The sequence below is a fragment of the Halopenitus persicus genome (assembly GCF_002355635.1).
In the GTDB taxonomy this organism is placed as follows: Archaea; Halobacteriota; Halobacteria; order Halobacteriales; family Haloferacaceae; genus Halopenitus; species Halopenitus persicus_A.
This window is the reverse complement of the sequence record NZ_AP017558.1, coordinates 1,035,640-1,048,762: the sequence shown is the minus strand read 5'-3', so window position 1 is coordinate 1,048,762 and position 13,123 is coordinate 1,035,640. Positions and strand designations below refer to the sequence as shown.

Below are 13,123 nucleotides of genomic sequence, written 5' to 3'. Positions count from 1 at the left end.
AGGTTTTTTATTCGGGGACCGAACCCGGCGGTATGGACGTCGGGATCGTCGCGCAGAAGGAGAACCCCCGTGCGGCAGCGCTCGTCGACTCGCTCGCGGACGCGCTCACCGACCGCGGGGTGGCCGTCCGGATCGACGAACTGACAGCGGACGCGATCGAGACGGCGGGGAATCCCGTCTCGGCGTTCGACGAGTGCGACCTCGTCGTGGCGATCGGCGGCGACGGGACGTTCCTGTTCGCGGCCCGCAACGCCGACGGCACGCCCGTCCTCGGCGTCAACCTCGGGGAGGTCGGGTTCCTCAACGCGGTCGCGCCCGAGGACGCCGAGGACGCGGTCCTCGAGGAGGTCGCCGCGTTCCGTGACGGTGACATGGACGTCCGCGAGGCGCCGCGGCTGGTGGCGAGGGTCGGCGAGTGGTGCTCCACCCCGGCGGCAAACGAGATCACGGTCCAGGGCGAGCGACGGGGCCGCGGCGGCGGGATCGACTACGAGGTTCGCGTCGACGGGGCGTTATACTCCGGCACCCACGCGGACGGCGTGCTCGTGGCGACCCAGACCGGTTCGACGGCGTACAACCTCTCGGAGGACGGACCGATACTCCATCCGGGCGTCGAGGCGGTCGTCCTCAACGAGATGTGTGCCGACGAGGGGATGGCCCCGCTCGCGGTCGACTCCGACGCCGAGATCACGGTGACGGTCACGGGGGCCGGAACCGAGTCGGCGGTCGTCATCAGCGACGGTCGCCAGCCGACCGCCTTCGAGCCCCCGATCGACGTGACCGTCTCCCGCGCCGCGGTCCCGATGCGGATCGCCGGCCCGCGCTCGGACTTCTTCGCGGCGCTCGGCAAACTGGAGTGATCCCGGATGGCACGCATCGGCGTCGACGAGGCCGGCAAGGGCCCCGTGCTCGGACCGATGGTCGCCGCCGCCGTCCGGGCTGACCCCGCGGACCTCCCGGACGGGATCGACGACTCGAAACGACTCACGTCCGAGCGCCGCGCCACGCTCGACGAGCGACTGCGGGCGGCTCCCGCCGTCGACGTCGGGGCCGCGGCGATCGAGCCCGCCGAGATCGACGACCCCGAGACCGATATGAACACGCTCACCGTCTCGGCACAGGCGCGCGCGGTTCTGGATCTCCTGGCGTCGTCCGGATCGGCGGCCGATTCGTTGACGGCTGCGTCGCCGGCCGATCCCGAGCGGCGGCTCCGCCTGCTCGTCGACGCCGGGGACGTCTCCGAGGAGCGATTCGGGCGGCGCGTCCGGGAGGCCCTCGAGGAGGCGCTTCCAGGAGATCCGGACCGTGAAGACCCGCCGGGCGTCTCGGTCACCGCCCGCCACGGCGCCGACGCCGACTCGCCGCTCGTGGGCGCCGCCTCGATCGTGGCCAAGGTCGAGCGCGACCGCCGGATCGAGGCGATCGACGACCGGTTTCCCGAGTACGACGGGGTCGGGAGCGGCTATCCGAGCGACCCGACCACCACGGCGTTTCTGGAGGCGTACGTGGCCGACACCGGCGACGTTCCCGAGTGTGCACGCCGGTCCTGGCGGACGTGTGAACGGCTGCTTGTGGCCAACGAACAGTCGGGACTCGAGGAGTTCTGAGAACGCGGTCCGGAACTCGTCACCGGTCGGTCAGCAGCATCCGGAGGATGTCCCCGTATGCCGGCCGGGTAACGAGAACGCCGATGAGGACGCCGAGGATGGTGAAGATGGCGAACCCGGAGAGGTCGCCGAGGCTCAACACCATCAGCGGCGACATCGCGATGATCGTCGTCGCGGCGGCGGCGCCGATCACCCAGAAGGCCCGTCGGAACCGGGAGTCGAAGACCTTCTTCGAGCTGACGTCGCCCTCGCTCATCACCTCGTCGGCGATGATAACGAGGTCGTCGACGCCGGTCCCGACCACCGCGATGAATCCGGCGATGACCGCGAGATCGAGGGGATAGCCGAGGAGCGCGGCGAACCCGAGCAGCGTATACACCTCCGTCAGCGCCGTCACGATCATCGGCAGCGCGACCGTCGCCTCGCGGTACCGTAGGAACACCATTCCGGCCACGGCGAACACGGAGAGGATCCCGATAACGAGCGAGTAGGTCTTGAACTGCTCGCCCTGGGTCGGCGAGATGTACGAGGAGGACCCCTCGCCCAGCTCGGCCGGCAGAGCGCCGGCACGGAGGTTGATCGAGATCTGTTGGGCACGCTCGAAGGAATCGTTTCCGACCCCGGTCGTCAGCCGGAAGCTGGGGTCGTTCGCCCAGGTCCCGCCCGTCATGCTGCGGAGCAGGTCGCCGTCCATTCCGAAGGAATTGACGACCTCTCCGTCGACCACGAGCAGGAGACACGGCTCCTCGCTTTCGGCGTAATCCGCGCTACACCGCCAGCCGTCGGTTCCGGGGTTTCCCGCCTCGCCGTCGGCCTGTCTGATCGCCTGTTGAAGCTGCTGTGCCGGCGTCGCCTCTCCCTCCGGCGCGGTGTCGACGACCGAAACCGGAACGTATGCACCGCCGCCTTGCCCGCGACTGGCTGTCCCGACGTTCTCGAAGTCGTCCTGGGTCACCACGGCGCGATTGCGGGTCCCGTTTCCGCCGTTCGGAATGAAGACGTCGATCCGGACGGTCCCGCGTTCGGCGATCAGCTCCTCGACGTCCTCGCGGTCCTCGCCGGGCACCTCGATCAGGATGAACGACCGGCCGTCCGCGTCGACGATCTCGCGGACGCTGCCGCCGGAGAGGCCCGCTTCGTTGATCTTCCCCTCGATGACCTCGATGGTCGCCTCGCGGGTCTCCTCGGTGACGCCCGGTCTGACGCCGTCGTAGGTGTAGCCGGCGGCCTCGATCGCCGCGGTGAACTCCGTCTCGGAGACGTTCGTGTCGGTCACCTCGACGGCACCGGTGCCGCCCTCGGCGGCTTCGTCCAACTCGGCGTTGACGCTCGTACTCGTCGTGTTCGATAGCTCGGCGGCCACGTTGCTCGCAACCGTCGCTGGATCGTCACCCTGGAAGGCGACATCGGTGGCCGTGTAGCCGACGAGCGGTGCTCGGATCCGTGTCCCCCCGTCGAGGTCGAGCCCGAACTGGAGGTTCGTCAGTCCGTCGGCGGTGCCGGTCGACCCGTCGTCCGCGCCGATCCCCTCGGCGCCGGCGGTCGGCGCGAACTGTGGGGCGAAGAGGACGACCGTCGCGGCCAGGACGGCGACCACGAGGAGCCCGACGCGCCAGTGGCGTTTGATCGAGTCGATCATCTATCGACGCACCCCCTCGAAGGAGTACCAGCGAAGCAGTGAGACGTTGAGCAGGTACGTGTTCATCAGGTCAGCACACAGCCCGACGGCGAGGATGATGCCGATGTTTCGAAGCAGGTCGATCCCGAAGATCCAGGCGACGATCGCCATCACGATCATCGCGGCGATGGACGTGATCGTCATCGTCACGCCGGTGCGCATCGCGCGCTGGACGGACTCGTAGAAGTCGCCGGTCCGGCGCAACACGGAGTTGTTCAACAGGATGTCCGAGTCGACGGAGTACCCGATGATCATCAAAAGCGCCGCGACCGTCCCGAGCGTCATCTCGATCCCGAGGAGGTTCATCACGGCGACCGGGATGACGATGTCGGAGAACGCCGAGATGACCACCGCGATCGACGGCACGAACGTGCGGAACATCGCGAAGACGAGCACGCTCATCCCGAGGAACGCGATCACGACGCCGCCGAGCGCCTGGATCTGCACGCCGCTGCCGTAGCTCGGGGAGACGATGTCCTCGCCGGTGACCGTGAAGCCGGCGTCCTCGGCCTCGCCCGCGATATCACCGAAGTCGAAATCGCCGCTTTCGCTATCCTCCGGAAGGTCCTCCTGACGGAACGTCACGATGTACGTCTCGTCGCCCGGCACGTATTGGATCGAGGAAGGTTCGATCGAGAAGGTGTCCGGGTCCTCGAGTTGCGCGCGTGCCTCGGGGGTTCCCATCTCGAGATCCGACGTCTCGGACGCCGACAGTCGCAGTTCTGCGCCGCCCGTGAACTCGACGCCCAGATCCGCCGGGGCACCCGTCGCGAGGTACCACCCGCCGAGGATCAGCAGCGCCACCGCCAGGACCGCGAGCGGGATCGCGACCAGCTGACGGTTGGTGTAGTCCGTGTACTCGACCTCCGGTACCTCGATCGCTACCATATGTTTCCGGGGTCCGGCTGCGCGCCGAATAAGCTTTCTTATCGCCAGCCACGACGTCGGTCGGTCCTCATCGCCCGCACGACGTCGGTCGATCGCCGAAAGGCGTTACTCCCGCCACCTCGTATGAGTGACTATGTCACACAACGACCTAACCGACTCGACGGCGACCGCCACGTCGGCGCGACCGACCGCGACGCGGGTCGTCCTCTCGCTGCCGGAGGGCGTGAGCGGCTGGGTCCGCTCACAGATCGATACCGACCGCTATCGGGGGTATTTCCGCCGGACGCTCGGCGAGGTCGCCGTCGGCGACGTGACCGAGGAGTTCGTCGACATCGGTTGCTGCGGGAACAACCTCGACATCTCGTTTCGCGTCGAGCGGATCGAGGTCGGCGGCGGGATGGACGGCGGAGCCGCGGACGGCGTTGACGATGGAGTCGCGGACGGCGTTGACGATGGAGTCGCGGACGGCGTTGGCGGTGGAACCGCGGACGGCGTTGGCGGTGGAACCGCGGACGGGACCGCCGTCGAGGTCGCCGTCGTCGACGAGAACACGGCGATCGAGTACGTCGATCGTACGGGCGACGTCGAAGGGGGCTGGAAAGTTCAGAGCGCGGACGGGCCGACGCGGTGAGGCGCCGTCGGCTGCGTCTGCGGCGACGGAATCCTTATCCCGAGCGATCGCCTACCATCGCGTGGACAGAGGGAGCTCGACCCCCGTGCAGCGGGCGGTTTCGCCGCCCAACGCATGAGGAAAGTCCCCCCACCGGCCGGACGGGCGACCGGGTGCAAGCCCGGAGCCGGAGACGGCTGGCGCTGGAACAGAAACGAGACCCCCTGCCCCGACCGATGAGGCGTGCGAACCGACCCGCAAGGGAAGGGAGCCAACCCGCCGAGGGATATGCGACGCCTCGCGTCGCAGAACGCTCGAACGGCCTCGCCGTGAGAGACGCGGCGCCCCGCGCCGCTGACGGGCAGGAACGGATGGAACGGCGAATCCTCGCCGGTGCAAGTCCGCGCCGATAGGTAGTCCGGCCACGGCGCGGACGCTCAGCCGAATGTCGAGTCGAACGGAAGGGGGCTTACTCCCCTCAGTCCGCCAGCATTCGTGAGCCGCGGCGCCGTTCCTCGTGAGCGGCGGCGCCGTTCCGGTCGAACGGACGCGCTTATACGCGTTCACGCGCAACCCGACGTATGATATTCGAGGACCTCCCGACGACCCCGCGCGCGGAGGAACTCATCGACAAGGCGTTCTCGCGGGCCGCCCGGGCCGGCCGGGCGAAGTCCGGTCACGAGGCCCAGGAGTCGATGCTGCGGACCGCCGGCAACGTGCTCTCCGATAACCTCTCGAACGTGGTGACGTCCTGGCCCGACTTCGAGTACGACGTCGACCCGTTCTACTACGAGCTCGCGGACGCGATCGTCGACGTCGACGAGCTCCGCCAGTCCCTCTCGGAGGTGATGTGGGCGAGCCGCCAGATCGAGTCGATCCGCGACGAGTACACGACGAAGCTGCGTCGAAGCGACGTCGATACGGCGCGCAAACACCGCAAGCAGGCGTTCGCCCGAATGGCCGACATCGCCGAGGAGGTCGCGGACGACCTCCGTTTGATCGGCGACGCCCGCGACGACCTGAAGACGCTGCCCGACATCCGGACCGACGAACCCGCGATCGTCGTGGCCGGCTACCCGAACGTCGGCAAGTCCTCGTTCGTCAACCGGGTCACCCGCGCCTCCAACGAGATCGCCGAGTACCCCTTCACCACCCGCGGCGTGCAGATCGGCCACTTCGAGCGCGACCACGTTCGCTATCAGATCGTCGACACGCCGGGGCTGCTCGACCGCCCGCTGGAGGAGCGCAACGACATCGAGCTGCAGGCCGTCTCCGCGCTCGAACACCTCGCCGACTGCGTCCTCTTCGTCGTCGACGCCTCGGGCGACTGCGGGTATCCGATCGACGTCCAGTTGGCGCTCCGCGACGAGCTGGCGTCGCTGTTCGGCGCGGACGTCCCGCTGCTCACCGTCTGCAACAAGCGGGACCGGTCGACCGACGTCGAGGCCGACGCCTATATGAGCGTCACCGAGGACGAGAACGTCGAGGCGGTGCTGGACATGGCCGTCGACGCCGTCGGCTACGAGCCGGACCTCCCGTCGCGGGAGTGACCGCGGGGACGTTTCGGAGCCCTCGTTCGGTCACACCGAGGTCCCGCCGCGACCGCCGCGCAGGATGGCGTCCTGTAACAACAGTCCGCCGCCGATCCCCAACAGCGCGATGCCCAGCCACGCGATCGGTCCCTCCCCGTCGACGGCGACGACGAGGAAGCCGGCGCTCGCGAGCAGGTGGCCGGCCATCTGCTCGTAGTAGCCCTCCCGTCCGTACGCGACCGCAACCGCCGCGAAGCCGACGCCGCACGCGCCCAGCGCGAGGCGCACGGCGGCGACGCTCGCGATTCCCGGCGCGAGCACCTGCACCACCGCCGCAGCGGCGCCCGCCGCCGCCAGGACGGCGACGACCGCGACGACCGCACGGACCGGGTCGTTCATCATGTTAGTTATACACACACCAGGCCTTTAAACCCCAGTCAGACACCCGTCATCGGCGGGTTCGTGGATGAAACTGGTGGCCGGTAGAGTCCGTTCAGACGCGCCGATATCGGCCGCGGGATTCGGAGACCTCGCCGCGTCGTCGGAGCTTCTCGAGGAGGTCGCGAGCCGCCTCGGCGGGGACGCCGTCCGCCGCCGCGTACGAGACGATCCCCTCCTCGGTCGGCTCCTCGGCCGCCTCGACCGCCTCGCGGACGACCTCGATCCGGGAGCGTCCGCCTGCGTTCCCGCCGGCTCCCGACGAGGGGCGGTCCTCGACCGCGGTGACCGCGTCGGGATCGATCCCCACGCCCTCGAGGTACTCGCGGTCGTCGATCCCCGCCTCCTCGGCCCGTTCCGCGAGTTCGCTCGCGTGTGCCACCTCGGCGAACGCCTCGGAGTCGCCGTGCTTCTTCGCGAGGAGTGCCGACCGCGCCTCCCGCGCCGCCTCGCGGTCAGCGGACTCGAAGAAGCGCTTGAGCCGGTCGGTCTGATGACGTTTCTCACAGCGGGGACAGGTGGCGGTCTCGCTCGTCTCGGGATCCGCCAGCAGCCACAGCGCCGCACACTCGTTGCAGCCGACGACCGCGTACATGGTTTCGCGTTGCTTCCCCGCGGACGTGAACGTGGTGGTCCTCCGCGGAGGCGGACGTGAACGTGGTGGTCCCCCGCGGATGCTGACTCGTGAGCGCGGCGTCCCCGCCTCGAGGACCGCCGCGTCGAACTGCCACCCTTTTTACTCCGGCGAGCCGGAGACGCTCCCAATGAGCGAGTACGACTACGAGGAGCTGGGCCTCGTCGCCGGGCTGGAGATCCACCAGCAGCTCGACACGGCGACGAAGCTGTTCTGTGACTCCCCGACGACGCTCCGGGAGCCCGAGGAGGCCGACCGCGAGTTCACTCGATACCTCCACCCGACGAAGAGCGAGCTCGGCGAGCTCGACGAGGCCGCTCTCGAGGAGAGCCGCGTCGACCGCGAGTTCACCTACCTCGCGTACGACACCACCTGCCTCGTCGAGGAGGACGACGAGCCGCCCCACCGCCTCGACGAGGAGGCGCTCTCGGTGGCCCTCCAGATCGCCGACCTGCTCGACGTGACCGTCGTCGACCAGGCCCACGTGATGCGCAAGCTCGTCATCGACGGGTCGAACACCTCCGGGTTCCAGCGCACGTTGCTGCTCGGTCAGGACGGCGAGATCGAGACCGACGACGGACCGGTCTCGATCGTGGACCTGCTGCTCGAGGAGGAGTCGGCCCAGCGCGTCGAGGAGACCGACGACGGGGTGGTCTACTCGCTGGACCGGCTCGGGATCCCGCTCGTGGAGATCGGGACCGGACCGGACATTCACAGCCCGGCCCAGGCGCGGGAGGCCGCCGAGCGGATCGGGACCCTGCTCCGGTCGACCGGGTCGGTCAAGCGAGGTCTCGGCACGATCCGCCAGGACGTGAACGTCTCCATCGCCGAGGGCGCCCGCGTGGAGATCAAGGGCGTGCAGGACCTCCAGGGGATCGAGGACATCGTCCGCAGCGAGGTCCGCCGACAGAGCGAACTCGTCGACATCGCCGAGGAGCTGTCGGACCGTGACGCCGCGGTCGGCGAGCCTCGCGAGGTGACGGACGTGTTCGCGGACACCGACTCCGGGGTCATTCGCGGCGCGCTCGAGGACGGCGGCGCCGTCACCGCGGTCCCGCTGTACGGCTTCGACGGCCTCGTCGGCCGGGAGATCCAGCCCGACCGGCGGCTCGGCACGGAGCTGTCCGACCACGCCAAGCGGCACGGCGCCGGCGGCATCTTCCACACCGACGAGCTGCCGGCCTACGGCGTCACCGAGGCCGAGGTCGCCTCCCTCCGCGAGGCGGTCGACGCGGACCCCGAGGACGCGGTGGCGATCGTCGCCGCGGGTCCCGAAACCGCCGATCTGGCGATCGAGGCGGCCGCCGAGCGCGCCGCGGCCGCGATCGAGGGCGTTCCCGAGGAGACCCGTGACGCGAACGAGGACGGAACCACCCGATATCTCCGTCCGCTGCCCGGCGCCGCTCGAATGTACCCCGAGACCGACGTCCCGCCGGTCGAGCCCGACCCGAGCGAGGTGGAGACGCCGGAGCTGCTCGACGAGAAGGCCGACCGATACGTCGAGGAGTTCGGCCTCGATCCGGGACTCGCGGAACAGATCGCGTTCGGACAGCGGTTCCCGCTGTTCGAGACCGCCGTCGACCGCGGCGGCGACGCGACGCTTGCGGCCACGACGCTGGCGTCGACGACGACCGAGCTGCGCCGGAACGGCGTCGCGATCGAGCGCGTCGACGACGAGCAGTTCCTCGGCGTGCTCGCGCTCGTCGAGTCCGGCGACCTCGCCAAGGAGGGCGTCGGGGAGGTCCTCGCGGAGATCGCCGACGATCCGACCCTGTCGGCCGAGGCGGCCGTCGAGGCCGCGGGCTTGGCGGGCGTCGACCGCGAGACCGTTCGGGAGGCCGTCAGCGAGGTCGTCGAGCGCAACGCCGACCAGGTGGAGACCGAGGGCATGGGGGCCTTCTCCGGGCTGATGGGCGAGGCGATGGGCGCATTGCGGGGGAAGGCCGACGGCGAGGTCGTCTCGGAGGTCCTCCGCGAGGAGATCGGGAAGCGCACGTAGGCGCGCGGCGGCAGACGAGACGCGCGGTCGTGGACCGCCGGCCGAGCCCGTTCAGTCGGTCAGTTCCTCGCTCAGCGACTCCAGGTCGTAGGTCGCCGGGCCGCGTGGCTCGTCGCGCAGCGTCGAGATGACGAACGTGGAGTTCGTCCGCTCGACCTCCGGGAGCGCCTCGAAGTCCCCGATCAGCCGCTCGACGGCGTCCGACGAGGAGAGCCGCGCGAGAACGATGAAGTCGGTCTCGCCCATGGTGAAGTACGCCTGCGTGACGCCCTCGACGGTCAGCAGCTCGTCGGCGAACTCCTCGTAGGGGCCGTCGTAGTCGGCGAGGATCTCGACGATCACCGTCACCCCGAGGCCGAGCTCCTCGTGGTCGAAGTCGTAGAGGTCGTTCCGGATGACCCCCGCGTCGCGGAGGTTGTTCAGCCGGTAGTGGATGGTCGAGACCGGAATGTCCGTTTCCTCGTGGAGCCGTTCCGGGCTGCCGGTGCCGAGGTCGGCGATGGCCTTCAACAGCCGTACGTCGCGGTCGTCCATGGGCGGCGTTTCGGTTCGGGATCCATTGATATTCCGATCGATATTCTTGGATCCGTCTCCAACCGAGGCGGACGAAATCGGAACCACATCGATCGAGGTCCAATTGTTTGATCTATCATCACCTATATCCGAGGATCTTATAGATGAGTTTAAGAATATGGGGATACTCCGATCTGATATCCAATGAACGGAGATTCGTTGCTGTCGTCTCCGATCTCGGTCGTCGCGGCGTTCTCCCTCCTCGCGGTGCTGTGGGGCGGCTCGTTCGTCGCGATCGAGATCGGGCTGGAGTATTTCCCCCCGCTGCTGTTCGCGGGGGCGCGCTACGCGATCGCCGGCGCGATCGTGTTGGGGTACGCCGTGGTTGTCGGCACCCGCTGGATCCCCCGCACGCGAACCGAATGGTCGAGCATCGCCGTCACCGGCGTCCTCGTCATCGCGGTCTATCACGCGTTCCTGTACGTCGGCGAGCTCTACGTTCCGGGGGCGATCGCGGCCGTGATCGTCAGCCTCTCTCCGGTGTTAACCGCCGCCTTTGCCGCCGTTCTCCTGCCCAACGAGCGCGTCGGCCCGGTCGAGGTCGGCGGGTTCCTGATCGGGATACTCGGGGTCGCGATGATCGCGAGTCCTTCGACCGAGGGGCTCGTCTCCGCCGAGCTGATCGGCGTCGGGTTGGTGCTCGTGAGCGCGGCGTCGTTCGCGCTCGGGGCGGTGCTTCTTCGCCCGCTCCGGACGGAGTTCCCGATCGTCGCCCTCCAGGGCTGGGCGATGGTGATCGGGGCGGGACTCCTCGGTGTGGGCGCCGCGCTCACCGGCGAGTCGCTCGTCGACGTCACGCTCACGCCGACGGCGATCGGGACGCTCGCGTACCTCGCGTTGCTGTCGGGCGTGGTCGCGTTCCTCATCTACTTCGCCCTGCTGGACGCCGTCGGTCCGACCCAGCTCCACCTGATCGGCTACGCGGAGCCGGTCACCGCCGCGGCGGCCAGCTGGCTGGTCCTCGGTCACCTCGTCGACGGCGACGCGCTGCTCGGGTTCCTCGCGGTTCTCGTCGGCTTCCTCGTCCTCGAGCGCGACGCGATCCGCCGACTCGTTCACGCGCGGCTCCCGGCACGCGTGTGAACGGCGACGCAGTCGTGACCGGTGTGGCGACGCAGTCGTGACCAGTGCGGCGACGCAGTCGTGACCAGTGCGGCGACGCAGTCGTGACCGGTGCGGCGACGCAGTCGTGACCGGTGTGGCGGTGGGTCGCCGCCGAAACGTCCGCCGGCCGCTACATGTACATCCTGTCGTCCGGGAGGTCGGCTTGCTCCTCCTCCATCCGTTCGGCCAGATCGGCGTAGTACTGCTGTATCTCGGCGGCGAACGCCTCCAGCGGCCCCGAATCGATCTCGACGTCGTAGACGGTCGTGACCGTCTCGACGAGCCGGATCGCGGCCTCGACGTCGGGGACCTGTGCGTGGACCGGCGTCACGTATACGCAAACCTCCAGCGAGGAGTCGATCCCGCGCTCGAGCAGCGCCGCGTTCGTCCCGTCCAGAAAGCCCGACGCCATCCCCTCGATTCCGGCGTCCTCGAGCCGGTGCTCGCGGTAGTCGTCGGTCGCGACGTAGTAGGTCCGGTGTCCCTCCGGCCCGTGCGGTACCGGCACCCCCGAGAGCACGACGACCTCAGAGACCCCGTTGGCGCCGGTCCATTCGAGGATCGACCGCGCGAAGGACTCGCCGAGCTGGACGGGGACGAGCAGCTCCCCGACCAGCACGGTGAGCTCGAGGTCGTCACGGGAGAACAGCCGCGTCGGGTGGCGCGGTCGGCCGTTCTCGAATGGCGTGATCGACGGGAACCCTTCGGCGGTGACGTGGCCCGTCTCGTGGAGGTCGAGCGTGTCGACCAGGTAGTTGACCGCCGTCAGTCCCGCCAGTCCGTAGTTCGAGAACCCGGCCACCAGCACGTCGCTCGGGTCGGATTCGTGTGTGATCTCGAAGCTCGGATCGCGTCGACGGGAGTCGGACATAGCCGGCCGGTTCTCCCGGCGACGTCTTATCGGTTCGGGTCGGGTCGACGAGACGGACGGCGTCCACGCGACCACCGAGGCGTGCCGACGAGGAAACGCTTTTTCCGGTGGGCATCCCCCATCCGCCATGGACTCCACGGCGATCGTGCTCGCCTCGCCGGTGACCGAGACGGTGCCCGAGTGGGCGCGGGTTCCCGGCGTCGAGCTGCTCCTCGCCGTGGCAGTGCTCGCCGTCGGGGTGTGGCTCTCGAAGCTGTTGGTGCGGCTTCTCGGGCGTCCGGTCGCCCGCCGGTTCCATCGCCAGAGCGTCGCGCAGACGATCCTTCGCGGTGTCCGCGTCACGACCGTGATCACGGCGCTGTTCCTGGCCGGCTGGGTCGCGGGTCTCGGCCTGCCCGACCTGGTGTTGTCGGTCACCGTCTTCTCGGCCGTGGTGGGCGTCGTCCTCGCGCCGCTCATCGGGAACGTCATCAACGGCCTGTTCGTGCTCGCCGATCAACCCTTCGAGATCGGTGATATGATCGAGCTCGACGACGGCCGCCGTGGGTTCGTTGAGGACATCACCATCCGCTACACGAAGGTGATCACCCTCGACAACACCTTCCTCGTGATCCCGAACTCGAACACGCGAGGGCGGGACATCACGAACTACTCGGCGGAGGACGAACGGACGCGGCTCTCGCTCGAGCTGCTCGTCACCTACGAGTGCGACGTCGACGAGGCGCGTCGGCTGATGGAGCGGGCCGCTCGTGACTGCGAGGGCGTCATCGATGGCGGCCCCGACATCCGGATCGGAACGGCGCGGTACGTCGCTCGCCCCGATTGCCGGCTCGCCGAGTACGGTGACGACGGGATCCTTCTGCGGCTCCGCTACTGGGCGAAGAAGCCGTACAAGATCAACAAGCTCCAGTCGCAGGTGAACTCCCGCATCTGGGAGCTGATCGCCGACGCCGACGTCGAGGTCGCCTACCCGCACCGCCACCTCGTCTTCGACGAGACCAGCGGCGTGGCGCGGGTCGGCGTTCCGATCGACGACGACGCGGACGTGGACCCCGATGGGCCCGTCGATCCCGAAGCCGTCGTCGATGGCGGGGACACCACGCCCACACCCTCGGAGGACACCACGCCCACACCCTCGGAGGACACCACGACTTCATTCTCAGAGGGGCCCGCCGACTCCCGGTGACCC

Annotated in this window: 13 protein-coding genes and 1 other RNA gene; 8 read left to right on the top strand and 6 right to left on the bottom strand. The window is 68.9% G+C overall.

What is annotated here, in order from left to right:
• The first annotated feature begins 32 nt into the window (after positions 1-32).
• A complete protein-coding gene (locus CPZ00_RS05050; RefSeq protein ID WP_096389918.1) occupies positions 33-860 on the top strand; it encodes an NAD(+)/NADH kinase in 828 nt (275 codons plus the stop codon).
• Between the two features lie 6 nt (positions 861-866).
• A complete protein-coding gene (gene rnhB / locus CPZ00_RS05045; RefSeq protein ID WP_096389917.1) occupies positions 867-1,607 on the top strand; it encodes a ribonuclease HII in 741 nt (246 codons plus the stop codon).
• Between the two features lie 19 nt (positions 1,608-1,626).
• Here the strand turns inward: rnhB and CPZ00_RS05040 are convergent, their stop codons facing one another.
• Together CPZ00_RS05040 and secF are read right to left on the bottom strand one after the other, a co-directional pair.
• Positions 1,627-3,246 carry a preprotein translocase subunit SecD gene (locus tag CPZ00_RS05040; protein WP_096389916.1) on the bottom strand — a complete coding sequence of 540 codons (1,620 nt, stop codon included), beginning with the start codon at positions 3,244-3,246 and terminating at the stop codon, positions 1,627-1,629.
• A complete protein-coding gene (secF, locus tag CPZ00_RS05035) occupies positions 3,247-4,173 on the bottom strand; it encodes a protein translocase subunit SecF (RefSeq protein ID WP_096389915.1) in 927 nt (308 codons plus the stop codon). It abuts the gene before it with no gap.
• A gap of 133 nt (positions 4,174-4,306) precedes the next feature.
• Here secF and CPZ00_RS05030 point away from each other — a divergent pair, with 133 nt between their 5' ends.
• The 3 genes from CPZ00_RS05030 (at position 4,307) to CPZ00_RS05020 (ending at position 6,333) form a co-directional block, all read left to right on the top strand.
• Positions 4,307-4,804, top strand: coding sequence for a hypothetical protein (locus tag CPZ00_RS05030; protein WP_096389914.1), 498 nt, complete (start codon positions 4,307-4,309; stop codon positions 4,802-4,804).
• A 64-nt stretch (positions 4,805-4,868) separates the two neighbouring features.
• Positions 4,869-5,267: RNase P RNA component (rnpB, locus tag CPZ00_RS05025), an RNA gene on the top strand.
• A 97-nt stretch (positions 5,268-5,364) separates the two neighbouring features.
• Complete coding sequence (locus CPZ00_RS05020) at positions 5,365-6,333, top strand: NOG1 family protein (RefSeq protein WP_096389913.1); 969 nt, start codon at positions 5,365-5,367, stop codon at positions 6,331-6,333.
• A gap of 30 nt (positions 6,334-6,363) precedes the next feature.
• Here CPZ00_RS05020 and CPZ00_RS05015 read toward each other — a convergent pair whose 3' ends face one another.
• Positions 6,364-6,714, bottom strand: coding sequence for a hypothetical protein (locus CPZ00_RS05015; RefSeq protein WP_157744181.1), 351 nt, complete (start codon positions 6,712-6,714; stop codon positions 6,364-6,366).
• A gap of 94 nt (positions 6,715-6,808) precedes the next feature.
• Entirely contained in the window at positions 6,809-7,348 is a 540-nt protein-coding gene (locus CPZ00_RS05010) for a DUF5817 domain-containing protein (RefSeq protein WP_096389911.1), read from the bottom strand.
• Between the two features lie 169 nt (positions 7,349-7,517).
• Here CPZ00_RS05010 and gatE point away from each other — a divergent pair, with 169 nt between their 5' ends.
• Positions 7,518-9,386: a Glu-tRNA(Gln) amidotransferase subunit GatE gene (gatE, locus tag CPZ00_RS05005; RefSeq protein ID WP_096389910.1), complete on the top strand. Its 1,869-nt coding sequence runs from the start codon at positions 7,518-7,520 to the stop codon at positions 9,384-9,386.
• A gap of 51 nt (positions 9,387-9,437) precedes the next feature.
• Here gatE and CPZ00_RS05000 read toward each other — a convergent pair whose 3' ends face one another.
• A complete protein-coding gene (locus tag CPZ00_RS05000; RefSeq protein ID WP_096389909.1) occupies positions 9,438-9,920 on the bottom strand; it encodes an Lrp/AsnC family transcriptional regulator in 483 nt (160 codons plus the stop codon).
• 183 nt (positions 9,921-10,103) lie between these two features.
• Here CPZ00_RS05000 and CPZ00_RS04995 point away from each other — a divergent pair, with 183 nt between their 5' ends.
• Positions 10,104-11,042, top strand: coding sequence for a DMT family transporter (locus CPZ00_RS04995; RefSeq protein ID WP_096389908.1), 939 nt, complete (start codon positions 10,104-10,106; stop codon positions 11,040-11,042).
• A 151-nt stretch (positions 11,043-11,193) separates the two neighbouring features.
• On the opposite strand, the gene CPZ00_RS04990 is transcribed toward CPZ00_RS04995, so the two are convergent.
• A complete protein-coding gene (locus CPZ00_RS04990) occupies positions 11,194-11,934 on the bottom strand; it encodes a proteasome assembly chaperone family protein (protein ID WP_096389907.1) in 741 nt (246 codons plus the stop codon).
• A gap of 127 nt (positions 11,935-12,061) precedes the next feature.
• Here CPZ00_RS04990 and CPZ00_RS04985 point away from each other — a divergent pair, with 127 nt between their 5' ends.
• Positions 12,062-13,120, top strand: a complete 1,059-nt coding sequence (locus CPZ00_RS04985; protein WP_096389906.1) for a mechanosensitive ion channel family protein — start codon at positions 12,062-12,064, stop codon at positions 13,118-13,120.
• Positions 13,121-13,123 lie beyond the last annotated feature (3 nt).